This window comes from Halorubrum californiense DSM 19288, assembly GCF_000336875.1.
In the GTDB taxonomy this organism is placed as follows: domain Archaea; phylum Halobacteriota; class Halobacteria; order Halobacteriales; family Haloferacaceae; genus Halorubrum; species Halorubrum californiense.
In genome coordinates this window covers 1-23,282 of the sequence record NZ_AOJK01000069.1, presented here as the reverse complement: position 1 = coordinate 23,282, position 23,282 = coordinate 1, and the positions used below count along the sequence as shown (strand labels likewise).

Annotated in this window: 27 protein-coding genes and 4 pseudogenes; 13 read left to right on the top strand and 18 right to left on the bottom strand. The window is 57.9% G+C overall.

What is annotated here, in order from left to right; translation table 11 throughout:
• Window positions 1-20: 20 nt before the first annotated feature.
• From C463_RS14360 to C463_RS14335, 6 genes and pseudogenes are all read left to right on the top strand, one after another.
• A pseudogene (locus C463_RS14360) lies at window positions 21-245 on the top strand (hypothetical protein); the annotation flags it as partial.
• A gap of 287 nt (window positions 246-532) precedes the next feature.
• The gene (locus tag C463_RS14355) at window positions 533-793 is read left to right on the top strand and encodes an AbrB/MazE/SpoVT family DNA-binding domain-containing protein (RefSeq protein WP_008445101.1); all 261 of its coding nucleotides are present in this window, start codon (window positions 533-535) and stop codon (window positions 791-793) included.
• A 76-nt stretch (window positions 794-869) separates the two neighbouring features.
• Window positions 870-1,217 carry a hypothetical protein gene (locus tag C463_RS14350; protein WP_008445100.1) on the top strand — a complete coding sequence of 116 codons (348 nt, stop codon included), beginning with the start codon at window positions 870-872 and terminating at the stop codon, window positions 1,215-1,217.
• Between the two features lie 94 nt (window positions 1,218-1,311).
• Window positions 1,312-1,845 (top strand): DUF7342 family protein, encoded by a 534-nt coding sequence (locus tag C463_RS14345; protein ID WP_008445099.1) that lies wholly within the window; start codon window positions 1,312-1,314, stop codon window positions 1,843-1,845.
• Entirely contained in the window at window positions 1,842-2,273 is a 432-nt protein-coding gene (locus C463_RS14340; protein WP_008445098.1) for a hypothetical protein, read from the top strand. Before C463_RS14345 ends, C463_RS14340 begins: the two co-directional genes overlap by 4 nt.
• A 167-nt stretch (window positions 2,274-2,440) precedes the next feature.
• Window positions 2,441-2,737, top strand: a complete 297-nt coding sequence (locus tag C463_RS14335; RefSeq protein WP_008445097.1) for a UPF0175 family protein — start codon at window positions 2,441-2,443, stop codon at window positions 2,735-2,737.
• Window positions 2,738-2,920: 183 nt separating this feature from the next.
• Here C463_RS14335 and C463_RS14330 read toward each other — a convergent pair whose 3' ends face one another.
• The 4 genes from C463_RS14330 to C463_RS14315 all read right to left on the bottom strand — a co-directional run bounded on the left by C463_RS14330 (window position 2,921) and on the right by C463_RS14315 (window position 4,672).
• Window positions 2,921-3,184 (bottom strand): hypothetical protein, encoded by a 264-nt coding sequence (locus C463_RS14330; RefSeq protein ID WP_008445095.1) that lies wholly within the window; start codon window positions 3,182-3,184, stop codon window positions 2,921-2,923.
• Between the two features lie 71 nt (window positions 3,185-3,255).
• A complete protein-coding gene (locus C463_RS14325; protein WP_008445094.1) occupies window positions 3,256-3,621 on the bottom strand; it encodes a MarR family transcriptional regulator in 366 nt (121 codons plus the stop codon).
• A 326-nt stretch (window positions 3,622-3,947) separates the two neighbouring features.
• Window positions 3,948-4,427, bottom strand: a complete 480-nt coding sequence (locus C463_RS19820; RefSeq protein ID WP_008445091.1) for a DUF3368 domain-containing protein — start codon at window positions 4,425-4,427, stop codon at window positions 3,948-3,950.
• Window positions 4,424-4,672, bottom strand: a complete 249-nt coding sequence (locus tag C463_RS14315; RefSeq protein WP_008445089.1) for a UPF0175 family protein — start codon at window positions 4,670-4,672, stop codon at window positions 4,424-4,426. Before C463_RS14315 ends, C463_RS19820 begins: the two co-directional genes overlap by 4 nt.
• 130 nt (window positions 4,673-4,802) lie before the next feature.
• On the opposite strand from C463_RS14315, the gene C463_RS14310 reads away from it, so the two are divergent.
• Entirely contained in the window at window positions 4,803-5,033 is a 231-nt protein-coding gene (locus tag C463_RS14310; RefSeq protein ID WP_008445087.1) for a hypothetical protein, read from the top strand.
• An 85-nt stretch (window positions 5,034-5,118) separates the two neighbouring features.
• Here C463_RS14310 and C463_RS14305 read toward each other — a convergent pair whose 3' ends face one another.
• The 5 genes from C463_RS14305 to C463_RS14285 form a co-directional block, all read right to left on the bottom strand.
• Complete coding sequence (locus tag C463_RS14305; RefSeq protein ID WP_008445086.1) at window positions 5,119-5,445, bottom strand: DUF5615 family PIN-like protein; 327 nt, start codon at window positions 5,443-5,445, stop codon at window positions 5,119-5,121.
• On the bottom strand, window positions 5,442-5,672 hold the full coding sequence (locus C463_RS14300) for a DUF433 domain-containing protein (protein WP_008445084.1): 231 nt from the start codon (window positions 5,670-5,672) through the stop codon (window positions 5,442-5,444). Before C463_RS14300 ends, C463_RS14305 begins: the two co-directional genes overlap by 4 nt.
• Before the next feature lie 72 nt (window positions 5,673-5,744).
• Entirely contained in the window at window positions 5,745-6,572 is an 828-nt protein-coding gene (locus C463_RS14295) for an undecaprenyl-diphosphate phosphatase (RefSeq protein ID WP_008445083.1), read from the bottom strand.
• A gap of 45 nt (window positions 6,573-6,617) precedes the next feature.
• Entirely contained in the window at window positions 6,618-7,223 is a 606-nt protein-coding gene (locus C463_RS14290) for a hypothetical protein (RefSeq protein ID WP_008445081.1), read from the bottom strand.
• A gap of 54 nt (window positions 7,224-7,277) precedes the next feature.
• Window positions 7,278-8,378 carry a DUF4330 family protein gene (locus C463_RS14285; protein WP_008445080.1) on the bottom strand — a complete coding sequence of 367 codons (1,101 nt, stop codon included), beginning with the start codon at window positions 8,376-8,378 and terminating at the stop codon, window positions 7,278-7,280.
• Window positions 8,379-8,486: 108 nt separating this feature from the next.
• On the opposite strand from C463_RS14285, the gene C463_RS19965 reads away from it, so the two are divergent.
• A complete protein-coding gene (locus C463_RS19965) occupies window positions 8,487-8,948 on the top strand; it encodes a VanZ family protein (RefSeq protein WP_321163654.1) in 462 nt (153 codons plus the stop codon).
• A gap of 34 nt (window positions 8,949-8,982) precedes the next feature.
• Here C463_RS19965 and C463_RS19810 read toward each other — a convergent pair.
• Both C463_RS19810 and C463_RS19805 read right to left on the bottom strand, forming a co-directional pair.
• A pseudogene (locus C463_RS19810) lies at window positions 8,983-9,150 on the bottom strand (UTP--glucose-1-phosphate uridylyltransferase); the annotation flags it as partial.
• Window positions 9,144-9,604: pseudogene (locus tag C463_RS19805) on the bottom strand (IS5/IS1182 family transposase); the annotation flags it as partial. The pseudogenes C463_RS19805 and C463_RS19810, both read right to left, overlap by 7 nt.
• 326 nt (window positions 9,605-9,930) lie before the next feature.
• On the opposite strand from C463_RS19805, the gene C463_RS18130 reads away from it, so the two are divergent.
• The gene (locus tag C463_RS18130) at window positions 9,931-11,064 is read left to right on the top strand and encodes a glycosyltransferase (protein ID WP_080510865.1); all 1,134 of its coding nucleotides are present in this window, start codon (window positions 9,931-9,933) and stop codon (window positions 11,062-11,064) included.
• Between the two features lie 32 nt (window positions 11,065-11,096).
• On the opposite strand, the gene C463_RS18125 is transcribed toward C463_RS18130, so the two are convergent.
• The 3 genes from C463_RS18125 to C463_RS14260 form a co-directional block, all read right to left on the bottom strand.
• Window positions 11,097-11,891 (bottom strand): formyltransferase family protein, encoded by a 795-nt coding sequence (locus C463_RS18125; RefSeq protein WP_008445073.1) that lies wholly within the window; start codon window positions 11,889-11,891, stop codon window positions 11,097-11,099.
• A complete protein-coding gene (locus tag C463_RS14270; RefSeq protein WP_049905984.1) occupies window positions 11,888-12,823 on the bottom strand; it encodes a polysaccharide deacetylase family protein in 936 nt (311 codons plus the stop codon). Before C463_RS14270 ends, C463_RS18125 begins: the two co-directional genes overlap by 4 nt.
• Window positions 12,824-13,289: 466 nt before the next feature.
• The gene (locus tag C463_RS14260) at window positions 13,290-14,552 is read right to left on the bottom strand and encodes a flippase (RefSeq protein WP_080510863.1); all 1,263 of its coding nucleotides are present in this window, start codon (window positions 14,550-14,552) and stop codon (window positions 13,290-13,292) included.
• Window positions 14,553-14,710: 158 nt separating this feature from the next.
• Here C463_RS14260 and C463_RS18120 point away from each other — a divergent pair, with 158 nt between their 5' ends.
• From C463_RS18120 to C463_RS14250, 3 genes are all read left to right on the top strand, one after another.
• Complete coding sequence (locus tag C463_RS18120) at window positions 14,711-15,454, top strand: polysaccharide deacetylase family protein (RefSeq protein ID WP_080510862.1); 744 nt, start codon at window positions 14,711-14,713, stop codon at window positions 15,452-15,454.
• A 74-nt stretch (window positions 15,455-15,528) separates the two neighbouring features.
• Window positions 15,529-16,503, top strand: coding sequence for a glycosyltransferase family 4 protein (locus tag C463_RS14255; protein WP_008445064.1), 975 nt, complete (start codon window positions 15,529-15,531; stop codon window positions 16,501-16,503).
• Window positions 16,500-17,078: an arsenate-mycothiol transferase ArsC gene (locus C463_RS14250; RefSeq protein ID WP_008445063.1), complete on the top strand. Its 579-nt coding sequence runs from the start codon at window positions 16,500-16,502 to the stop codon at window positions 17,076-17,078. The genes C463_RS14255 and C463_RS14250 overlap by 4 nt, the downstream gene beginning before the upstream one ends.
• On the opposite strand, the gene C463_RS14245 is transcribed toward C463_RS14250, so the two are convergent.
• Entirely contained in the window at window positions 17,079-18,215 is a 1,137-nt protein-coding gene (locus tag C463_RS14245) for a carboxylate--amine ligase (protein ID WP_049905979.1), read from the bottom strand.
• Window positions 18,216-18,256: 41 nt separating this feature from the next.
• Window positions 18,257-19,609, bottom strand: coding sequence for a sulfatase-like hydrolase/transferase (locus C463_RS18115; protein WP_080510861.1), 1,353 nt, complete (start codon window positions 19,607-19,609; stop codon window positions 18,257-18,259).
• Window positions 19,610-19,699: 90 nt separating this feature from the next.
• Here C463_RS18115 and C463_RS18110 point away from each other — a divergent pair, with 90 nt between their 5' ends.
• On the top strand, window positions 19,700-20,800 hold the full coding sequence (locus tag C463_RS18110) for a glycosyltransferase (protein ID WP_008445060.1): 1,101 nt from the start codon (window positions 19,700-19,702) through the stop codon (window positions 20,798-20,800).
• Between the two features lie 162 nt (window positions 20,801-20,962).
• Here C463_RS18110 and C463_RS14235 read toward each other — a convergent pair whose 3' ends face one another.
• Both C463_RS14235 and C463_RS14230 read right to left on the bottom strand, forming a co-directional pair.
• Window positions 20,963-21,883: an IS5 family transposase gene (locus C463_RS14235; protein WP_008445059.1), complete on the bottom strand. Its 921-nt coding sequence runs from the start codon at window positions 21,881-21,883 to the stop codon at window positions 20,963-20,965.
• A 445-nt stretch (window positions 21,884-22,328) separates the two neighbouring features.
• Window positions 22,329-23,209: pseudogene (locus C463_RS14230) on the bottom strand (transposase).
• Window positions 23,210-23,282 lie beyond the last annotated feature (73 nt).

The window sequence follows — 23,282 nt, the reverse complement described above, 5'->3', positions numbered from 1 at the left end:
TCGTCTCCGCCGGCATTTACGTGTTGATCGCGTGGACGGTGATCCAGATCGCCGGGCTCCTCGATCAGTTCACCGCGACGGTGACCTTGGAGTACCTCGACCTCCTGCTTCGGGTCGGGTTCGCTGGCTTCGTGTTCGCGAACGAGGAGACGCTAACGGCTGAGGTGGACGCTGGAAGCGATGGAACTACCGGCAGCGACGTGGGGAAACGGACGGCTCCTGCGGTGGACACGGGCACCGACTGAGGGTCACAGTCGTCGCTGTTTTTGATCTTGATTGGACCATCTCCGGTCGGGGCTGTGTCCAAGCCGGTGTGAAATCCTGTCCCAGTGAACTGGTGTCGTTCGGTGCCGCTCTCGTCGGTACTGAACTCTCTGATTGGACGCGCTGTTTCCTCCGCGAGGTTTTTTGCCGGTGTCCTTCGTGCTGTCTGAGTCAGTCATATTAATTGCCGCTAAACCACTGTACACGCTTGAATGGCGGCAGCCTGTCCTCCCACAAGCCTAAGGTATTACAGAAGGTATTACTGAATATGAGCAAGTCCACACGTATCACGGAGAAGGGACAGGCGACGATCCCGCACGAACTCCGCGAAAAGTACGACCTTGAGCCCGGTGACGAGGTCGTCTGGGTGGACACCGACGAGGGGATCGTCGTAAAGAAGCGCACCCGTACTGGTGGCCGTGGGATGCTCGTTCCCGACGGCACCTCGGCGGAGAAGCGCGAAGAGATCGCAGCGGAGCTGGGTCAGCGCGTCCGCGACCGCCGCGACCGTAACTACGAGGACGCGTGAGATGGCGACGTACACCGCCGACGCCGTCTCGCTACTGGCGTATCTCGTCGATGCGCCCCCGCAAGGGGCCGACTAGGTGTTCGCCGAGGCAGAGGCCGGGGAAACGGTTATCGAGGCACCGAGCACGGCTCTCTTTGCGGTGTTGTACTCGGTCTCCCGCGACACGGACGTCCGAGGGATCACACTCACCGGGACGCCCGAGGACGCCCGGCAGGCGTTGGTCGGAAACGGCCCGGTCTCGGTCGCTCCCGTCGACGAGCCGGAGCTGGCAGCGTACGCGCAACTGCTGGACGAGTTCAGCATCCACGACGGGCTGATCGTCGCCAGCCACCGCGCACGGGAGACGGATGCGATCCTCACGACTGACGGTGTCATCCGCGACGCCGGGTACGAAACGATCTGGGAGTCAGTGACCCACGACTGAAGTCGTGGGCTACAGGACACACGACGGTCCGCCGACATTGACTAAATAAATCTTCGACACCAGAATTATATAGTCATATCGGCTATCTGTCGGTATGACGGACGACGGTCCAGCCGGAGAGTTCGGACTCGCCGAGGGGTTCGGTGCGGACCTCGACGCCGAACCCGCCGACGAGCGGGTGTATCGGATCGCGCTCCAGCTGTACGATCCCGCGGGCGTGTCCGCGATCGCCGAGCGCGCCTCGTGCGCCCCGGACACCGCCCGGCGGCACCTCAAGCGGCTGGCCGATATCGGCGTCGTCGAACGCGTCTCGGCGTCGCCGCTCACGTTCGTCCGCAACGAGTCGTACTTCGAGTGGCGGCTTCGAAACCGGCTCGAAGCGCTGTCGCGCGACGAGCTTCACGACAGGCTCGCCGACCTCACCGAGCGCGAGCGCGAGTTCCGCGAGCGGTTCGACGCGGACTCACCGACCGACGTGGACGCGCTCAAACACGCCGACTACGACGACGTCGAGACCGTCTGGCTCGCCCTGAGCGAGTGGCGGACCGTCAGAGACCGGATCGACCGGCTGGAGGCCGTCAGACGCGACCGCGGTCCGGACCCGTCCGCCGGGGAGAACGCGGCGTGATCGGTCCCGACCGGACCGTCGACGAGGCGACCCTTCAGTATCTCGCGCAGGCCTTCGGCCGCCGCCCCGAGGTACGGCGCACGTCGCTGTTCCCGACGAACAAGCCCGAGAGCCTCGTCGTGACGCTCGATACCGACTACTATCCCGAGCGCATCGACGACGTCTCGCTCGAACTCCGCGCGTACACGAACGGCGATTTCCACGTTTCGTACCGTGAGATCCGCGCCGGCGACCGGCGACGGTGCCGATGGGGCCGCCACGATCAGCCGCACAACGCCCGGGATCACTATCCCCCGCTCCCGGACGCGGAGACGGCCGCCGCCGTCAACCGGAGCTTCGTGACGGACCTCACGCGGGTCATCGAGGAAACTGTACTCCCGTGGGTCGACGAGCGAGTCGGGACGCTGTGGGAGTCGGATACAAACTAGTTGGTATGTGTACGATAATATTATCACGCTCATAATCGATTTTCGGGGCAGCGCTGACGATCCCCCCCGTTTCAGCCCGAGACCGCCGTCCACAAGCTGTTCTGGCAACGAGGCTGCCGATCGGGTGGGGCAGAGTATTTATCCGTAGTTCGGACGTCGTGGCGCGTATGTCCGGACTCGGAGCGGACCTCGATGTAATCGCGGCCGCCGGCGGCTACGACGATACCGACGCCGTCGTCGAGGAGGCCGTCCGCGAGCTGTTGCGTCGGCGTCCGGAGCTCCGGCTCTCGCTCGCGGTCGAAAAGTACCGGACCGGAACGGTGAGCCTCAATCGGGGTGCTGAACTGGCCGGTGTTTCGACGGAATCGTTCAAGCGCGAACTCGCGGATCGAGGGATCGACCGGGAAGCCGGATTCCTGAGCGAGTCTGCCCGCGAGGACCGCTTGGAGACGTTCCGCGAATAGGTCGACGGATGGCGCTCGTCGACAACAACGTCCTGAGTTCTCTCGCCAAGATCGACCGGCTGGAACTGCTCCCGTCGGTGTTTGGAACCGTCGAGAGGGACAGACGAATCCGCAGACCCACGGTACCCTTTCGCAGCGATCCGAGACAGTCGAATAATACGGACGCATCCACTGTGGGTCCTGTCACGTCTCGGTGGGATGTGGCGTGTATCGATGGAGCGCGTCGACGGTCTCTCGGACCACTTCCGGCGACAGTTCGCCCTGCTGGTCGTCGAAGTCGCGATACTTGATCGTGGTCACGTACCACGGCGAGACGTACGCTGTAACGTCTGACCCACCTCGAATCCAGTCCTCGTCGGTGACGGCGATACCGTCCGAGCGTTCGGTCGTCGTCATCCCCACGGTGAGACACTCGACGGCCGAGAAGGGGTGGGCGTCCCCACTCACGATAAGCCACGGTCGGTACGCCGGATCCGACTTATGTGGTGCCGGTCCCCCACCAGACCTCGCCTTGCCGGTCACTCATTCGTCCGCTCGGCGTCGGATTCGACGCCGGGGCCCCACTCGTCGGGGTCTTCGGGACCGAGGCGCTCCGACAGCGCGCGCGACCCGGCGAGCGCGGTGAGCGTCGTCTCGACGTCTTCGGCGTCGCCGACGGCCCAGTACTCGCCGCGATGGCGGACGAGCCCTCGGTCCTCCAGTCGGGAGAGGACGACGCCGACGCTCCCGCGAGCGACGCCCGTCGCCTCGTGGATCTCCTTCGGCGTGTACGCCTTCTCGGGCGACCCGGCCAGGAAGGTGAGAATCGTCTCCGCGTTCGTCCGCCCGTCCGCCCGGAGGTCGCGGCTCGAACCCTCTTCGAACCGTTCGATGTCGATAGGCACGCGCGTCGGTACGTTCGCAGATGTAATAGCTGTAACGGCTGTACCCGAGACGCGGTAGCTGACGATTCGTCGTACCAGACTCTCCGACTGCTCGACGCCTACCACGAACGGATCGAGGCCGAGTACGAGGAGACCGCCACCGAGCGGGAGCGGGACCGCCGAGAGTTCGTCGATCGGCTCGCGAAGGGAGATATCTCCGAGCGGGGATACACCCTGTCAGCGTGTGTTGATTTCAGCCGAACCTGAACGACGGGGTCAACACCTCCATCGGTACGACGACGGCAGGTGAGGCTACTGACAAGCACGCGACCTCGTTCGTGGGTCGCTCACTCCTCGTCCATCTCGAGAGCGCGTTCGTACAGCGCGTCCGAGATCCAAAACCCCGCCTCGCGGAGCGCATCGAGCTCCGCTTCGAGGTCGATCGCTCCCCGACTCGACGCTCGGAGGAGAATCCCAACGACCCCGGTCACCGGCACGTCGTGACGCGTGGCCGTCGCACGGCCCTCACGCTCGTCGATGAGGACCCGGTCCGCGTCGATGTCGATGGCGTACGCGATGGCTGCGGCCTCCCCGCGGTCAAGTTCACGTTCAAACTCCGTTCGCAGCTCCGTCGGCTCCGGCGATACGACCCGAATCCCGCCTCGATCGCGGAACGCCTCGATGCGGTCGCGACCGTCGAACCCGGCCGTGAGTTCGTCCCAGACCGCCGTCGGAGCGACAACCTCGCCGAACTGGGCGTCGATCAGTTCGAGCCGCTCGATCAGCGCCAGGTTCAGCAGCGGCGACGTGTTCGAGACGACCGTCATTCACGGGCGTACTCGACGTCGAGCGCGAGGTCTTCGTCGGTGTAGTGGCGCTCGACTTCCCGCTCGCCGAGCAGCCGGTGGAACTCCGCCTTCGAGAGGCCGGCCAGCTCACGTGCCTTCCCGAAAGAGAGGTACTCCTCACGGTACAGCGACACGGCAAGCTCCTGCCGAACGATGGGTTCGCGGTCCGCCGGCGGTGCCGCGATCGCGTCCAGCACCCCGGCGGGCAGATCGATGCTACTCATATCCCGCAGTTCGACGCCGCGGAACTTAATATCGCCGCTCGGGAGGGAAATCTGACCGCTGCCGTGGCGAACTCAAAAAACGCGAGCCGCACCGAAAAACACAGTATTCTGTGCGAACATAGATTCTCGTATGCCCAGTATCACGGTCAACGTGGACGACGACCTCAAAACGCGCATGGAGAACCACCCCGAGATCAACTGGAGCGAGGTGACGCGACAGGCCATCCGCGAGAAGATAGAGACGCTCGAAGTGATGGACGAACTCGCCGCGGAAAGCGAACTCACCGAGAGCGACGTTCGGGAGATCGCCGACAGGATCAACGAGAGTGGGCGCGAGCGCGTGAACGAGGAATCGCCGTAGCACCGACGACGGGGCAGGTCATAGAAATCATGGCGAATTCTCGCACCGTGAGAGATAGTCAATAGCCGACGGTTCCTACCGGCCGTTACAGATACTGGATCGACACATTGTCTTCCGAGCGGTTCTGTAGGTGTTCGTCGACGACTTTCACGACGTCACCGATCTGTCGCCCGGCCTGTCGGACGTATATTAGTCCCCTGTGGGGCAGTTCCCGGCCCTTGACGAGTGAGAGAAAATCGTCGTCGAAGGTCAGCAGGATCCAATCGTTCTCCACCGTGTATCGCAGCTGCTCGCGATCGGCTGTGCCCAAGGTGTCCTCGTCTCTGGCGGTGTGGACGGTCCAGCCGCGCCGACGGAGTCCGTCGGCGACTGGAATCCAGATACTCTCGTCGCAGTACAGCGGTCGCGTCATGCGGAGGCCGGCTCGGAGGACGACGATCGGAAGTCGTCGATGTGATCGTAGTAGTACGCCAGCGCTCGGTGAACGTCACCCAGCGTCAGGTCCGGGTACAGCTGCGTGATCTCGTCGGGACTGTACCCGCTGTGTTCGTACGCGGACGCGATATCTTTCACACGAATTCCGGTCTCTCCGACGGTCGGTGCCCCGTCGCTGTGGTCGCTGTCCCGAACGATTCCCATACCGGAGAATCGACTCGTACCGACTTGAAACGCATGGTCCGACCGATCCGGACGGTGGATCCAACCGAGTGCTCACACGACGAGCGCGATGCCGCCCCCGCCAATAATCGCGATTGCCCCGAGTGCGTAACACACGGTTGCGAACGGAACCCGTTCGACGACCCGCATGAGCGCGTCGATCGTGAGGTACCCCACAACGGCGCTCACGCCGAGCGCGATGAGTGCTGGCACAGGATTGATCCCCGGGAGTCCGCCGGTGCCCGCGAGGGTGAGAAGCGCGGCCCCGATGCTCGCGGGAATGGACAGCAGGAAAGAGAGCCGAAACGCGCTCGGCGGGTCGTAACTACGGAACAGCAGGGTGCTTGCCGTCACGCCAGACCGCGAGATACCGGGCAGGATGGCGAACCCTTGGGCGCTGCCAATAAGCACTGAGTCGACAAGCGAGGGTGTCTCTCGCCCGCCCATACTAACGGTGTTCGAGAGGCGTTGGAGCAGCCCGGTGACGATGAGCAACACGCCGATGACTGCGATGAACACGCCACCCGTGAGTTGCCCGGCGAGATCGACGGCGAACACGTACAGCGGAATGCCGACAATCCCCGTGAAGAGTGACGCTACCACGATGTACGAGACGAGCGCGTGTTCGCCCTCATATGCCGTGGCCGGCCGCCAGCTGGGGGTCGCGTGGAGCGCCGTGGCGAGTTCGTCGCGGTAGTAGGCCGCGGCCGACAGCGTTGTGCCGACTTGGAGGAACAAGGCGAGCTGGACCGCGACCGCGGGATCCATGCCGACTAGGGTGAGTACGAGCGAGAGGTTGCCCTGGCTCGACACGGGGAGCCACTCGACGACGCCCTGAACGATTCCGGCGAGGACGGCAATCAACAGCTCGGTGGTGGTCACTATGGGATTCGGGCGCGGGCAGTCACTTAAGCGGCGCCGTTTGGGTTAGGATGATTTGTCGTTGGTCGCAGGGTCTGCGGTATCGGTTGGCGACTCGGTGTCTGTGGCCGAGTCCGAGGTTGAGGTTTCTTCTGGTGGCTCCGGCGGTTCGAGCGCGGCGATAAGCAGCTCGACCGGGCGTGTCTCGCGCAGCTTTGCCCAGCTACGCCGCTCACGCGTGGCGACCCCCCCAGCGACGATGAGGGCAGCTGCGAGGCCGAGACGGCCCGTCCCTACGCTTTGCGTAGCGACGCTTGTGAGGGCCACGAGAAGCCCGCCGACGAGCAGCGTAACCCCGGCGATAACCATCGGGGCCGCCAGCGTGTGTTGGACACCCGTTCGCGCCGTGCTCGCGACTCGCGAGTTATCGAGCGCGGGGAAGACGCGGTCGAGTACAGCGTCGAGAAGCCGGATGAACGGCCCAACGGTCCACGTCTCCCGCAGGTCGATCACGATCACCTCCGGGTCGGGCTCGGCGGTCAGCCAGCGGTAGAGGAACGAGTGTCTGATGGCTGTGCCCGCGCGACGCCACAGGCGGCCAAGGGACGACTCGCGGGCTGCCCGCTGTATCGGGGGTGTCACCGACTCGCTCGCCTCCGTTTCGTCACCCATTCGCGTGCCACTTTGGGTGCGGACGCATGTGTGTTGCGCTCGGTGGCCGGGGAGTCACTGGCCCACGGAAACGACCGTCGCCTCCACGGTGACTGTCCCGAGGTCGAGCGTGACGGTCGATCCCTGTCGGATCTGGTCGCCTTTGAACGCGAGCCCGCTTGGCGTCTCACGGAGCTGGAGGCGGGTCGTGACCGTCACGTCGCGGTTGACCGGGTGATCAACCACGTTGACGCTGCCGTTCTCGCCGGTGGTGATGATGAGCGACGGCTCCGTTTCGACGCGGGTTACGCGGGCGACGGTCGTGTCGCCGGCGCGTTCGACCATGCCGGGCTCGATGGCGGCCGCGAAGTCCTCGCGCACCTCCTCCATCCGGAGCGTGACGGTTCGGGTCGTGGTCGCGCCCAACGTAATGTCGCCACCAATCTGTTCGATCTGGCCGCTGAGGGTGTACTCGCTCGTCGGCAGGGTGAGTGTCTGCCCACGGCGCACGGGAGTGCCGCCGAACCGGAGGCGGTCCTGCTGGCGGTGCGCCGTGAGTGTCGTCTCGACGAGCAGTTGGCGCTGGTCCGGTTGGTCAGTTGTGTAGGTCGTTACGTTGTTGATGCGTGCGACCGTTCGCCCGCTGAGCCGGATTTCGTCGCCGGGGGTGACCGCTTGGGCGGTGGCCGCATCGACCTGGCTCGTCACGAGGACCTGTTGCTGTTCGGTTGTGAGCGCGCCGCTGTCGCCCACGTCACGAACCTGACCGTTGATCTGGTAGCGGTCGGTGGTGATATCGAGCGTCCGACCAAGCCGGGGGGGTGCGCCCCCGTAGATGAGGCTGTCCTGGTTGTTGAGTTCGCCTTCGAGAGCCACTCGAAGCGTCACCCGGGTGGTGTCGCCTTGCGGCGTGAGATGGACATCCGTGATCCGGAGGTTCGATGAACCGTCGGGACTGTGGGTGTCTCCCTCCTCGATTGCGTCGACGATGTACGGCGAGACGGTGCCGACATCGAGTGTTACGTAGGTGGTGTCCGTCTCTGGGGCGGGTGAGGGATCGTCCGTGAGGACGAATGCGGCGCCCGCAACGACGACGGCGGCGATCAGCAGGACGACGAGCGCGTCGATAACGTTGACGCGGCCAAAGAGTTCCCCCTCGTCGTCGATCAGTTCCATTCAGATCCCTCCGAGCGCGGCATTACTGTCACTGACCAGAGCGCGGGTAAAAAGCGTATTCGTTCGGGGATCTGGACAACCCGAACGCGTAGGCTTTTGCGTGGCGCGATGGTGAATCTTGGTACGATGCGTCGTGTTCGGCTCCCACTCGTGCCGCAATGGCTTCGGCTTGGCGGCGTTGGGCTCGTTGCGGCGACAATCCTCTATTATTCGGTGTTAACACCGCCTGGAAGTGGTGTGATCCGCACTGGGCCGCTCGGTGTGTTCCCATATAGTACGTGGCTTCACGGATTGGCATACGCCGGGCTCGCAGTGATGCTCGCGTACGCGCTTCAGGATCGCCCATGGCGTGACCGGACAGTCTTGTTTGTTGTCTTTATCATTGCTGTGGGGTACGGCGGGAGCATTGAGCTGCTCCAATCCACGCTGGATGCGCGGACAGCTGACTTTGGGGACCTGCTCGTCAATGCGATTGGCGCTGCCGTTGCGGCTGTGAGTTGGCGCGTGCTTGCGCGGCGGGTGCGATTCTATCGGGTGCGCCGAGCAGGAGATTTTGAACGCCCAGTGTAAACAGCTGTCAAGAAGGCGGTCTTGAGTGCTTCAACTAGACGTCTGATTCAACGGTTCCCCGCGTGTCGTCAGCATCCTCTCCGGCCTCGGTAAGGCGGCGCTCCACCTCGTCGCGATCCTCCGGATATCCAACGTTGATTCACCACCCGCCAAGGCCGATGGCATCGATGGTCCGTCCCGATTGGATGAACAGGTCAACTGCGAGAAACCCGGTTCACTCATCCAGCACTGGTTGTAACCCTCGTTCATTCAGCCACTGTGAGCCTTCCAACGGCGTCTGTTCTCGGTGTTTGATCAGCGGTCGGTTGAGTTGGAGCGACACTCCTCAAGGAGGTCGCTCTAGGGTTTGATTGCGCTGGAAGCCACTCGCATCAATTGCCGGCTTGACCACTCCAGTCCGCCTGCTCCGCCGAAGCGCAGAGCAGGCGGTGGAGTTCACTCATTCGATACTTGTCTTTCTACCGATAAAATGAGCTGTAATGAGGCGACTCATCGAGATCACACACGGCAAGAACACCGAGCATCTCGTTAAGATCATCTTCTGCCTCTTGGAGGCTCTATTCAAATTCGACACGGAACAAAATCAACACGATCTGAGTCCGTTGGGCGTCCCCGCCCGCGCCGGACGGCGCGGCGGGTACGTCTGAGTCATCAATGTGCTATTTGGCAAGGTCTCGACACATCCACGCAAGCTGTTGAGCGATGCCAGATCGCCAGACTGGTCTATTTCTCGGTTGATCTGATTGAATATGGACAATAAAGCGGTAGAGGCTGCCATTTGCCGACAGTAATACAAGATCTTTTGTTATATTCCAAGAAATATGAATTGTTTATCATTGATCAGACTACTCGGCTCTCTGTCCGTGAATTATGCTTAAGTTAACGCGATAAAAATAAGATTATTATGATAGAAGCTCTCAATATATTACATCTTTGGATCAACAACGTAAACAACATTACCATTCATGATCTATATTAAACTGTGAACCTACTCGTCCTTGCCGAAGACTTCTACCCAAACACCAGTGGTGGCGCTCACGTCAGGTGGGAATTCTGTCGGCAGGCTGCCCAGCGGGGCCACGACGTGACGGTCGTGACGCCGCGTCGTGACGAGACACCCCCGACCGAGGAGGTTGACGGTGTCAAAATTCACCGGCCGTTCGGCGCGCAACCGGACTCACTTCCCGCGTACGTACCCCTTGCATTCCTTTTTAGACTCCTTTTTTCAATCAGGCTTCTTATTTTTCTCATCCGCGAGCACGACCTCTCCACGGTCACCGGTGTCCACTCGGCGTCAAATACGCTTCACTGGGTCGGACGGGTAGTTTCTACGTACGCAGGAGTAACACATGTTTCGTTCGTCGGATATACACCCAGCTTGGCATCAGGCTCAACAAACCCAGTAAAGATTCTGTTAGAGCGGTTAACATTCCGTTTTGGGTTCGGCGGTCCCACGTTCTGCCGTAGCCCCGAAACCAAAGTGCTGATTGAGGAGCTATCAGACACGAATGTCGAATTAGTCCACGGGATACTTGATCAGTCAGCTATCTACGAGACCTTCGAGGCGTGTTCCCCTGTATCTGTCAGAGAGGAGTTCGGAGTTACATCGGACGACACGTTGCTTGTGTTTGTGGGTCGGCTCACACCGACAAAGAACCCTGGCGGTGCAATTGATATCATGTCTACACTCCCTAAAGAGTACCAACTGGTAGTCGTAGGGGACGGTGAACAACGGAGGGCGCTGGAACGAATCGTACATGGCTCTTCTCTAGAGGAGCAGGTTCAATTTACGGGAGTTCTTAATCATCAAGAGGCGCTTTCGATCATCGCCAGTGCCGACGGATTGCTTGTCACGTCCCATGTAGAGTCGTACTCGGCGGTTACACTCGAGGCGCTTGCACTTGGGACGCCAGTATTCGGAACCTCCGTTGGCGTCCTCCAGTATATGGACCACGAACGGCTTTACACTGGTGAAATGGACGATATTCCCGGTATAATTAAAAATTCAAATTTCACCGGCGAGTTTTCAATCGACAAGGAAATTGTCGAACAATATGGGATGTCGACGTACACGGAAACCATACTCAACGGATTCCAACAATCCGATCCCGCTTAAGCGGACCGGGAAGCTCAGATCTTACTTCACAATTATAGTAAACGCTCTAATCTTACTTTCCAGTACTTAATCATATCCGTGCTTGTGGGAGTTGTATACAGGTCGCCGAGTTCCTCAGGCTGGGGAGGGAGACCCCCAGCCACGACTGCCCGCACGGCTTCTGGTAAAAGCGGGGGAGAAGCTGAGAACTGTCTGTCGTGTACCTCCTGTAATGAGCCAGCGTCACTGATGTCACACTGTGTCGTCGCAGCGACTGTACCTGCATCAAGCTCATCCGACAGTTGCTGTACGGTGACTCCCGCCTCTGTCTGACGGTGGATCAGTTCATAAAATCCTGCCGGACGGCCCCTGTACTCGGAGAGATCTCCATGATGGTAGCTGAACACTCCATAAGTTGGAGCGTCCAGCGCATCTCCACGGAGTATTCCGAATCCGAACCGGACGGCAAGGTCCGTCTGTGACAGTCTGTTTACTACGTCGTCCGACAGTTCGTTTCCGAAGTCGTCTGCTGGCACCGGGTCACAGAACACGATTTCGGTCTCTAGTGTGTTGACCGCATCGTTCAGGTCAGTTCGGATCCGGAACCATGCCGGGGTAACTATCTGGGCTTTAATTACTCGTAGCAGGGTGCTACACTTCCAGAGTGAGAACTCGTCTAAGAATTTGAGAGCCCTCGTTGAAGTTGACGCATCCCTTTTATTCCCGTTTACGACCACTAAAGAGAGACTCACGTCAAGGTCCTCGGAGTCAAGGAGGGCCGAGACCGCTTGGCGCTCCCACTCTTGGAGGGAGCAGTTGTCTACCAGCAGAGCAACGTCCAGACTCATTCCACCACCTCCCGAAGGTCACACATTCGGAGGATTTCAGCATCTCCTTGCTCTTGACAGCGGCCGAGGTCATCCAACGTTGGCTTGATTGCTCTCCATTGTGAGTCGTTCGCAATGTTGTGGAGGTGGGTCCACAGGTGTACGTGCTCGTCTTCCTCGGCAGCGAGTCCTATCGCGTCCCGCAAGTACCTTCGGTGTAGACGTTCCCTGACAGGTCGTGGTAGAAGGCGGAAGTACGGGGAGGGCCGCCTCTGCCCTGAGGGAAGGATCGTGCTGGACAAAGACGGATGTGGTGTACACGTTGTTTCGAGAAGCCCCTGTGATAGACGTATCTCACACGGCGGGTGGTTCCTCGTCGCTATCCACCAGTACTTCTGAAACGGGTTCTTAATCTCCGGATTGTATTTTTTGATCGGGGTGCGTATCACGTCGATCCCGTGGTCAGAAAGTATAGAGTAATCAACTTCGCGGTGCCGAGGCATAACAATCGACTCGGGTGAAGGCAGTCCCTGCTCCTCGTGGGCTGCTCTCGCCGCCGTCAAGTCACGGTTCAACGTTTTGTCGGACACCTCGTCGGCAAGAACGTGGGAGTAGGTGTGTGTACAGATCTCGTGATCGATGCTGTCGGACCGTATCTTCTCTACCAGATCAGGCGCGTAAAACAACGGGTGCTCCCGTCGGGACGTTCCAGGGTCGTTCTTCCACCACCCGGTCGGGTATGGGCCGGGGTGGACACCATCACACGACTCCTCAAGCAGATGCCCGACTACATCAAACGTGACTTGTATCCCGTTTCTCCTACATGCCTGGAGCAGATCTGACAACACCCGCTCCTCGGCAGCTCTGTCCCTGGACAGATGAGAAAAGGTTTCAAGATCGTGCATCCCCCAACCAAGTTCGATTTCGATGCTGATCGTAACCGTGCCAACCACGTTTCTGATCAACTTGTTGGGGCTGATATAAAAGTACCTGACGGTGTGACCGTGGTTTTACTTAATGAGCTCAGGCTGATAGTTAGACTGTACTATCAGCCATCGAGTGAGAGTCACCAGTCCTATATAGAACTAAAATCCAACTTGGTGAGGGCGTCGGAGATAAGCGACCGGTCTAGTTCGTCGAGGCTACCCAGCAGGTACACTGACGCGAAGTGACTGGCTACGATGGCTGTCCACACTCCAAGCAACGTGGACACCCCAATTTGTTCCCCCCAGAACCATCCGCGCAGACTCACAGCCACGAAACCGGAAAAAAACAGGGGCTTGTATGTCTCCACTGAGAAGGGAAGAGCACCGACCGTTCGGTGTATCACTACGACCTCAGCGACGTTGTACACCGCGTACCCTGAGACGGTCGCCAAGGCGGCACCGACTGTCCCAAACGGTGGGATCAACAGTACATTTAATCCAATATTCGTAAGGAATCCTGTCGTTGCGCTGTACAGTTCGCCGCGGGTCTCACCAATCGCTNACCGACTGTCCCAAACGGTGGGATCAACAGTACATTTAATCCAATATTCGTAAGGAATCCTGTCGTTGCGCTGTACAGTTCGCCGCGGGTCTCACCAATCGCTTTCATTACATCTCCGTTGTCTCCGAAAATCGACCTGACAAACATTCCAGCCAAGAGAACAGAGAGTGGGGCAGCAGCAGGTGCGTATTTGCTCCCAAAAAGAATCTGAACGATACCAGGTGAAAAACAGACGAGGAAGATGACGACCGGAAACGTCAGGAACACAACCCACTTTGTCGACCGTTTGTACAAAGAGTCAATAAATTCGTATTCTCCGTCAGCGTAATGCTCCGACAGCATCGGCAACAGGAGAAACGAAATCGCCGTGAAAACGAACGTCGGAACGCGCCGGAGCGGTTGGATCGCCCGGTAGTATCCAACATCCTCTGACTGCATGAAATAGCCGATCATGACTACGTCGAAGTTGGCCATCACGACAAACAAGCCCGAGCTAACGGCGAGTGGCCACGAAAATGACCAAACTTCTCTGATTCGCTCACGGGGAGGGAGGAACCCGAGCGGTACCGGAACCTCATACCTACGAAGAAAATACGCCACAGAAACAAGAAGCACGAGTGGAACAGATAGCCAGTACCCGACAGCACCCAACACTGGAGCCCCTAAGATGAGTGCGATGGCGAACACCGCAAGGGCAACTGCCCGGGGGAGTAAATCACGGGAGACGGACGCCGCAAATGACTTCTCCTCGGACCGGAGAATTGAGAGGACCACCCTACCGAGAGGTAACAGGATAAGGTACGGAAGGAACAACCGCAGGAACTGTTCGACGCTGGCGTCCTTCGCAGCACGTGCGATGTCGGCAGCAAAGAAATACATGAGAACTGAAGCTACCACGGATACGACCGAGACGATGAACAACCCGGCAGCGGTCACCTCACGTTGTCGGTCCGGATCCCCTGTAGCTGACGAGCGAAGTTTCACCACACCGTCGGGAACGCCCGAGAGAGTTAGTATGCCAACCGACGAGACAATCGTGTACGCGAGTGCGACACTACCGAATAACGCCGGTGTGAGTTCCCTGGCAATCCACACCTGTCCAACAAGGGCGAGGACATTGCCCACAACAGTACCAAAAAAGACCACTGCGGCACTGTGTGCGAGTTTTTCAACGTTCTCCAGTGGTGACCCCATCCACCTCTCGCTATCGCGTACCAGAGATTGAAACTGTCGGAATCTCGTGATCGGTTTCCGGAAACTGAGTCGCCAACGATCCAGCGGGGAGGGGGGCGTGACACCCGTTCCAGAGCATTTATCTCTGGACTCGCCTAGTCATGTGTAAGATTGAGTGAATGGCAGGCACAACTATCGACTCCGCACTCACCGTCGACGTTGAGGGACGCAGGGACCAGCGACGGTACGACACGATTGACCATCTGGACGCCTTCCTAGAAACCGTCGGTCCCCCCTCGACTCTGTTCGTAACTCCGGATGTCGTGGAAAATCGAGAGGAGACGGTCAAAGGCTGGAAGGACGCTGGTCACGAACTCGGTCTCCACGTTCATCCCGAACGCCACGCAGACGGGCACTCGAACTACCTGTCAGACCACTCACCGGACGAAATTCGGCGAATAATCGAGTCAGGTATCGAGACGTTCGAACACTTCCTAGGAACGGTTCCGGTTGCTTTTCGTGCGGGGCGGTGGTCGTACTCACCGGAGTTATTAAGTGTACTTGATACGGTAGGAATCGATACCGATTCGTCGCTCCGTCCCGAAACGGAGATGCTCCCTTACGAGGGGTTCGGTGTGCGGGAAGTTCCGCTCACAGTCTACTCGAACCAACTCCTACGGCCATTTCTAGGCCAATTCGACGTCAATATCGTTCCGTTCGCAATCGATGCAACGCTTCGGAATCGATGGAGGGAACTACTTTTTCATCTGCTAACAAATTATATGCTTGCGAACGACCGGGAGTACATTATGCTCGGATTTCACGATTACGACCTCCTTGGTGCGGGCCTATTCTCTCGACTGACGAGGTACATTAGATTGCTCCGAATTAAGACCTGCCCAACAATGGTGACCAACCTGTGAACACAACTGTCGCGGTTCACCTTGGTGACTTCGATTCATTTAATGTTCGATCGACGGTTCGAAGTCTCGGAACGATGCTTAGCGACGAGTTCGACCTCGTCGCAATCAGCACTAATCCTGAGGCATTCGACGACCGAACACACGAGACGTTTCGATTCGTCGGGGGATCATTTCCGAACTCAAAAGTTGGCGGCTTTCGTGCATTGCGAGACTTTGTGAGGGAGAATGATCCGGCAGCAATAATGCAGATCGGGGATGTTCCCGTGTACGGCAATAGCATCGCAATGACCGTCGGAGCAGACATGAAGTTCTTCTGCCGGTTTAGTGGTGACCTATATCAAGAGTACCGGCTTGAGTCCGGGTCACGGAGAGCAAAGTTGTTCCTGATAAAAAACATCCTAGGCCGCATACCACTAAGGGTCGCCGATCATGTCATTACTATGGGGCCACGGATGAAGCGTGATCTCGTCAATCGCGGCCGAGATCCGGAAGACGTGACTATCCTCCCGCCACCTATCGACGAATCCCGATTCGACCGGACGTCGGTACCCGAAGAGATCAGTTCACTTCCCGAAGGACCGATTGCGCTCTTTGTCGGTCGCGTATCGAGGCTGAAAGGGGCTGAGACGCTAGAGACGGCCATTCCAAAGGTACTCTACGAGAAACCGAACTTTCAGTTCGTTTTGATTGGGGGTGTTGAGCACGAACTTAGTTTGCCGGACGAGTTTGATGACAACGTCCACGTGCTGGGACCGGTTCCACCGTCGAAGGTGCCAGACTTCATGACTGCTGCAGACGTATATGTCCACCCGTCGTTAACCGAGGGTGTGAGCCGGTCAGTACTGGAAGCCCTCGCGTGCGATACACCGGTCATCGTTCGAGATGTAGGTGACCTCGCTTCGGTGACCTCGAATATTTTTACCACGACTGACGAGTTTATACGGTTGATACTTCGACATAATAGTCTACCTGTCGAATCCGCCGAACGGTTCACCGTCTCCAAGTTGCGGGACCGTTACGTAACGATGTTCAAGCGTGAGATAAGATGACTCTCGCCGATTCGATCCGTGGCCGGAGTAAAAACGAACTCAAACGGATTCTCGCTAATGGAATCCAGCACATTGACGATCTCGGAGACGGTCATCTACTCTCCATTCGGTGGGATGAGAGAACCTTCGACCGTGAGGAATTCAACATCTTATTTCTCTGTTACGGGAACATCTGTCGGAGTCCGTTCGCAGAACGATACGCAAAGCAACAACTCAGCAATTCAGTTACCGTCAGATCTTCTGGATTTTATACCGAAGTAGACCGCCCCAGCCCCCCAGCCGCGGTCAAGGCTGCAAGTGAATTCGGCGTCAACCTCGGAAACCACCGATCCAGCGTCGTCGATTCACCACAGATCCAGTCGGCCGACCTGGTCGTGGTGATGGATTACGAGAACGTGGTCGATCTCCTGCGGGAGCGACCTCGTTCATTGTCAGACGTGACCCTCCTTGGGTCGGTTCCAGAGTCGCAATCGACTGTGATTCGTGACCCGTACGGCGGATCAGTTACACAGTTCCGAGAGACGTACCAGGAGATCACCAAAGCTACGGATGCTCTCATTCGGGCGCTATTTTGATCATAGCCTGTCGAGCAAAGCAGTGACGGATTTATACACGTCATAGACGAAGGGAAGAGGGTCGTCCGCGTCGAGAAGATCGTGTTCGCTGGTCGGAGCAGATCGGAGTTGAGAGAGAACTGTCTCTACAACACCGGGACGCGGGACGAAGGACGGGCCGCGCTCAAAACAGACACTCCCGAAGTGCTGGAGTTCCGCACGGATGTAGCTCGCCTGTACATGCGTGTTGTACCCCATGTCGGAGACACCATCGTCAGAGTAGCCCGATGCGAGTTGATAGTACAGCCACGGAAAATCAACTCCCGCCGCAATTCCCAGGGCGAGTGATCCCCAAAATCGGGGGTTGATTTCCATCAGTCTAAATGTACCGTCTCGACTATCCCGTCTGAACTCGACCATCGCGGGGCCGTGCCAGTCAAGCTTGTCTAAGAGTCGACGCCCAAGTCGGTCGATCTCGGGAATTCGCACAGCCTCGCGGTGGGCACTCGCTCCGCCAGAGTAACTCGTACTTCGGATCCGTCTGTGTTGGAACGTCGCCACAGGAGAGCCCTGGTCATACACGGCGAAAAAGCCGTACTCTCCTGTACTCGGAACGTACTCCTGAATGATCGGTTCGTGGGACATCCGTTCGATGACGGCTTCTTGATCGACGCTATTGTTCCCATCTATCAACTCAACGCCAGGATAGGACAGTTCATTGTCACTCTCAATGATCGAATACCTCGACTTGATGACGGCCCGGTCTGGGGCCTTGCTCCGGTCGGACAAGAGATCAGTCTCTGGTGTAGGAATATTACACGACTGGGCCATCATGACTGTTCGGTACCTATCCCACGCCGCCTCGTAGCTCTCGATGCTCGGAATAATTAGACTCACGTCGTCTTGTATCTCCTCGGTGTTTCGGACCGTGTAAATCCCGTATCCGTTCATAGGGAGGATTGTTTGGACTTCGTCTCGCTGGGTGACAGTACGTAGGTCATGGACGAACTGGTCGTACTGGTCTCGCGGGGAGGTAACGAGGTGGGCCTCCGTACAATATTTGCTGTGGAGGAGCGGATGTCGTTTATCGAAGGCCACACCGTGGACTGGAACGCCCTTCTTTCCAAGCGATCTGGCTGCAGCGATACTACTAGCCATCGACCCACCACAAACGACAGCCCCATTACCCGAGCGATCCGTCATCTATATCCAAGACTTGCCAAACGCGATTCTATACTTTCCGGTACGTTCCGATTGGTTGCTCCACTTGTGGTCGTCGGCAGCTCCGACCTGAGTTGGGCTACTGCTTGCTGGAGTTCATCCCGGTATTCGGGCCGTTCTTCCTTCCAGTCTGTTGAAATGACACGCTCCCCGTCTTTGTCGCTCACGAATAGCGCGTCGTCTGTTGCGTACATGTAGTGCGGATCGCTCCACGAGCGAGGGATCTTCTCGTCGAAGCCGGATGCGCCGGGTGTCGCCCTGTAGTTCCCCACGCTTTCGGCGTACACGTGATCTCGTATAGGATCGCCACTGAGAAGGGACTCGCCTCGACCAGTCTCCGCGTCTGAAAGGTCCATCAGGTCCAGCAGCGTTGCGTGTATGTCGACGAGGCTGGTGAGTGTCTCCGTAGTGCCTGCCGGTATTTCCGACCCGAACGCGAGTGTGGGAACGTGAATGAGTTCTTCGTAGACGCCGTACTGATGTTGCCTGAGACCGTGTTCCCCGAACAGTTCGCCGTGATCTCCCACGATGAACAACGCATCCCAGTCGACGATATCGATGACTGTCTGTAGGGCGTCGTCCAAATAGCGTGCGCAGGCCTCGTAGCTCTCGACGTGTCGTCTGTGTTCTCTGTCCGTGACAGGGTCCGACCGAAGCGTCAGCTCGAACGGATCGACGGTATATGGCTCCACCGTCCGATACTCGTCCGGAGGTACATACGGAGAGTGACACGTCATCAGGTTTACCGTGAGGAAAGTGTCACCCCTACTACCAGCGATGTCCGATTTGAACGGGTCAAGAAACCAGTCAATAGACTCCTCTGACTGCCCTCCAGAAGACAGCATCATGCTGATTCCTTCACGTATTGTCGAAACGGTCGGAGCATCACTCCGTACAATCCGAGCCAGTGTCTTCGGGTATCTTGAAAGACCTGAACCGAGTTCGTTAAACAGTGTGGTCCAGTCGAATCCGCTCGAATCAGCGGGGCGGCCACGTAGGTTCGGTCCTCGAACGAGCGAATCGAAGCCTCGGTCGAAGCCAAAGAACGAGTCGATATAAACATTATTACTGAACAGATGTGTGTCAAACCCCGCTTCACGTGCGTACTCCGCCGTTGTTGGGATTGACTCGGTCAACTGGAGATTTCTCGAGTGTGTCCCGACTTCAGTCGGATACTGTCCCGTAAACAGTGATGCATGGGCAGGCACCGTCCACCGGGACGTTGAGTACATACGTTCGTAGGTGTGATCTGCCCTCCGTCGGAGCCTCTCCATCTCGCTGTTGAGAGTATCGTACCGGAGTGTGTCGATCACTACAACTCCGACGTTCATATCAGATCTAGAGTCAGGCTAGGTAAATAACTCGTCGGTACGCATCGTGCCATCACAACACTTAGACGCAGATCAAACCAATAATCGGTGATGCGCGTCCTACAAACGTGTCGCTACTACCCTCCACACACCGGTGGAGTCGAACGGGTCGTCGAGAATATCGCCGAGGGCCTCCAAGACGAGTTTGACTTCGATGTCCTCTGTGCAAACCACGACGGCAGGGGCCGGCGGGAGCGTATCGATGGAGTTGACATAACGCGAGCGACCAGTCTCGGTGAACTATACTCTGTCCCAATCAGTCCAACCTATCCAGTCCAGTTCGTTCGCCTAGCAAGGCACGCCGATATCGTCCACCACCATCTTCCGAACCCCCTCGGCGTATTCAGTTCGTTACTTTCGGTGGGTGGCGATCACGCGACAGTAATTACATACCACAGCGACATCGTCAGACAGGACGAATTAATGACGATTTATCGGCCGTTGCTTTATTCTGCGCTCTCAAATGCCGATAGAATATTCGTGACATCTCCGCGACTGATCGAGACATCCGAACATCTCAAAGAATTCAAATCAAAGTGTCTCACCGTCCCGCTTTCTGTCGATGTCGAACGAAACCGCCCTAATAACTCAGAAAGATTCAATATCCCGTTCGATAACGATCTTCCGCTAGTTCTATTCGTTGGCCGTCTTAATTACTACAAAGGAGTCGAGTACCTAATCGACGCGTTCGAAAATGTTGACGCAAACCTCTTGATCGCTGGCGATGGCAAACATCGATCGAACATAGAACATCAAGTTCGAGAACTGGATATTGGTGACAAAGTCGAAGTTGTAGGGTATGTCCCAGACGAGCGCTTACAGTTCTATTACAGAGCTGCCGACGTTTTCGTTCTCCCATCTATTGAACCCAGTGAGGCATTCGGCATCGTCCAACTGGAGGCAATGTTGCGCGGTACGCCGGTTATAAACACGAACCTCTCGAGTGGCGTTCCCTGGGTAAGCAAGCACGAGGAGACGGGACTAACTGTCCCACCACGGGACTCAACGGCGCTTGCCGAGGCGATCAGAACACTCGTCGAAGACAAGGCGCGTAGACGCAAGTACGGAGCGAACGCAGTCGAACGCGTTAAGTCAACGTTCGGTCGACGCGATCGTCTCAATTCGATTACAGAAATCTACCGAGATCTCTAATTCGACGGACGTTCTTCGAGTTTTGCTCTTCTTTAGACTACAGAAAAGTGTGTTAATGAGACCATAACACCGGTCATCACCGCCTGAGGCACCGAAATAGCGAAAAACACGATCTATTGTGGGTTTATAAAGCTGTGTTGAATCGCTGTAATGCGGAGGGATTCACTGTTTGACGAAGCGTTTGATGTTATAGACGACACACATCAGCGCGATTTCGCGGAACTCACGGAACCATGACCGCGCTCGCACGGCGAAGCCGAGCGAGCGCTTGACAGCCGAGTTCACAGTTTCGGTCATAGAGCGCTGATTGTAGCGGTTATCGTCGATTCTGGCGTTGTGTGCGTGGTCGTACGGAGCGAAGATGCGGTGCTTGATCAGCGGTCTGATCCCGAGCTCACGCAGACCTTCGCGGAGCGATTGCTTGTCGTATCCCTTATCGGCCGCAAGAGACCGCAGATCGCCCGCGTTCCGGCGGGCGATCTGCTCAACGAGGTCTGCGTCGCTTCCTTCCCGGTTCGTTGAGCAGTGAACGTCGATGACGGCCTGCGACGCTGTATCGACGAGTTTTGTGACTTTGAGTTTTTGCACGCGGTAGCTGATTCGCTGGCAGTAGTGGCGGCTCGCTGGTGAGCGGTCGTAGAACGTGGCGTCGATCGCAGCGTGTTCGGAGAGATCGTGCAGCTGCGCCGACTGGCGCAGCAGCACTCGACAGACGCTCATGCTGATCCGGTCGAATGCCTTACACAACGTGGACGGCGCGGGGAGATCGGCCACAGTGAGGCCGATCTCCCCGGTTATTTGTGGCATCTCTTTGAGCAAGTCGATTGTCATACTGTACGACGTATCGAGGTAAATCCGGAGACAATGGAGGGAAACGAGTGCGTAGTCGGCGAATCCGCCGCCACCGTCCGGGGCGGCGGATTCGCCTCCNGTATCGAGGTAAATCCGGAGACAATGGAGGGAAACGAGTGCGTAGTCGGCGAATCCGCCGCCACCGTCCGGGGCGGCGGATTCGCCTCCGTCGCCAGTAACTCTTTGAGCAACCGGCACAACTTCCCCAATGAAGCGGGAGATTTGCGTCATGATCAACGGAACTCTCCCGCTTCAACTCCTTTGATTTAGCGGCCTACCTCGCTGCCGTATGGCGATTCAACACGGCCGTTTATAAACACCATTCTTACTGCGTTATCGAAGAGTGCCGAGTTTTCGAGAGGCTAAAACGGGTCACAACATCTATCGTGGAATTGTTAAAATAGTGGCTTGTGACCCGAACCGTGTTTGTCAGACTGGCTCGATCGACGATGTATTTGTTTGCGGCCAGTCTTCCATCCGCAGGGTTCAGCACATCAGCTGGGTTTGTGACGCTTTCGCCAACAAACGTTCTCCTCGTCGGAAGAGCACCATTTATTATCTTACACGTTTTGTCTCCGGCCGCGCAACTATTTCTGTTCGGCAGGTTGTCTTTTGTTCGCCGCGTGTTTTAATTATTCATGATTCTGCTTTGTTGAATCCGATGATGGCGTGGGGATCACTGTTTGAGAGCCCGTTCGAGGTTGTGGACTGTGGCGGTCACCACGAGTTCGCGGAACTCGCGGTACCAAGCGCGAGGGNCGAAAAGGCAGTCTCGGCCATCCAGCGTTGGCCGTATAATTCGCTGTCCAACCGTGCGTTGTGGGCGTGATCGTACGCAGCGAACAATCGGTGTCGCAGCAAGGGCCGGACGCCCTCTGAACGGAGGGCGTCCCGGAGAGATTGGTCGTCATAGCCTTTGTCACCGGCGAGACTCTCTATTTTCTCGGTGTTGCGAAGAGCGACTCGACGGCCAGTTTGTGTGTCGTGAGGCCAGTGTGCCGAGCAGTGGAGATCGAGGATGGCACANATTTTCTCGGTGTTGCGAAGAGCGACTCGACGGCCAGTTTGTGTGTCGTGAGGCCAGTGTGCCGAGCAGTGGAGATCGAGGATGGCACACGAGTCTGTATCGACGAGTGCCGTCGTTTTGAGCGTGCGTATGTGGCGATCCGAGCGGTGTTGGTAGTGTCTCGATGCCGTTTCACGGTCGAAGAACGTGGCATCGATGGCACCGTGCGAGCCCGGATCGCAGATGGTCGCGGACTCCCGAAGGAAGCTGCGCCACACGGACATGGGCACCCTCTCAAACGACCGGTACAGCGTTGAGGGTGCGGGAAATGCCGTTCGAGCGAGNCCACGAACGCGATCCATCTCGCTCGCCCAATCGACGATCTCGCGGTACGTCGCGTCCATGTGAACCCGCAAAAGATGGAGCGTCACATGCTTCCAGCCGGGAAATCCGTGGCCAGTCGGATCACTCACCGCCGTTGGACTGGCGGCACAGCGCTTTTGAGCCAGCGACGCAGCTTGCTTAACGAAGCGGAAGAGTAGGTTAGTCACATTCGACTCTTCCGCTTCGCTACTCCCTTTACAGCGACGCTATCCCGCCGCCTTCTGCGGATTCAACAGAGCA

What these genes read in the sequence shown, in the direction of transcription:
- C463_RS14355 (WP_008445101.1), top strand. Translation starts at nt 533, where the DNA reads ATGAGCAAGTCCACACGTATCACGGAGAAGGGACAGGCGACGATCCCG.
- C463_RS14345 (WP_008445099.1), top strand. Translation starts at nt 1,312, where the DNA reads ATGACGGACGACGGTCCAGCCGGAGAGTTCGGACTCGCCGAGGGGTTC.
- C463_RS14335 (WP_008445097.1), top strand. Translation starts at nt 2,441, where the DNA reads ATGTCCGGACTCGGAGCGGACCTCGATGTAATCGCGGCCGCCGGCGGC.
- C463_RS19820 (WP_008445091.1), bottom strand. Translation starts at nt 4,427, where the DNA reads ATGACGGTCGTCTCGAACACGTCGCCGCTGCTGAACCTGGCGCTGATC.
- C463_RS14315 (WP_008445089.1), bottom strand. Translation starts at nt 4,672, where the DNA reads ATGAGTAGCATCGATCTGCCCGCCGGGGTGCTGGACGCGATCGCGGCA.
- C463_RS14310 (WP_008445087.1), top strand. Translation starts at nt 4,803, where the DNA reads ATGCCCAGTATCACGGTCAACGTGGACGACGACCTCAAAACGCGCATG.
- C463_RS14305 (WP_008445086.1), bottom strand. Translation starts at nt 5,445, where the DNA reads ATGACGCGACCGCTGTACTGCGACGAGAGTATCTGGATTCCAGTCGCC.
- C463_RS14300 (WP_008445084.1), bottom strand. Translation starts at nt 5,672, where the DNA reads ATGGGAATCGTTCGGGACAGCGACCACAGCGACGGGGCACCGACCGTC.
- C463_RS14290 (WP_008445081.1), bottom strand. Translation starts at nt 7,223, where the DNA reads ATGGGTGACGAAACGGAGGCGAGCGAGTCGGTGACACCCCCGATACAG.
- C463_RS14285 (WP_008445080.1), bottom strand. Translation starts at nt 8,378, where the DNA reads ATGGAACTGATCGACGACGAGGGGGAACTCTTTGGCCGCGTCAACGTT.
- C463_RS19965 (WP_321163654.1), top strand. Translation starts at nt 8,487, where the DNA reads ATGGTGAATCTTGGTACGATGCGTCGTGTTCGGCTCCCACTCGTGCCG.
- C463_RS18125 (WP_008445073.1), bottom strand. Translation starts at nt 11,891, where the DNA reads ATGAGTCTGGACGTTGCTCTGCTGGTAGACAACTGCTCCCTCCAAGAG.
- C463_RS18120 (WP_080510862.1), top strand. Translation starts at nt 14,711, where the DNA reads ATGGCAGGCACAACTATCGACTCCGCACTCACCGTCGACGTTGAGGGA.
- C463_RS14255 (WP_008445064.1), top strand. Translation starts at nt 15,529, where the DNA reads ATGCTTAGCGACGAGTTCGACCTCGTCGCAATCAGCACTAATCCTGAG.
- C463_RS14250 (WP_008445063.1), top strand. Translation starts at nt 16,500, where the DNA reads ATGACTCTCGCCGATTCGATCCGTGGCCGGAGTAAAAACGAACTCAAA.
- C463_RS14245 (WP_049905979.1), bottom strand. Translation starts at nt 18,215, where the DNA reads ATGGCTAGTAGTATCGCTGCAGCCAGATCGCTTGGAAAGAAGGGCGTT.
- C463_RS18115 (WP_080510861.1), bottom strand. Translation starts at nt 19,609, where the DNA reads ATGAACGTCGGAGTTGTAGTGATCGACACACTCCGGTACGATACTCTC.
- C463_RS18110 (WP_008445060.1), top strand. Translation starts at nt 19,700, where the DNA reads ATGCGCGTCCTACAAACGTGTCGCTACTACCCTCCACACACCGGTGGA.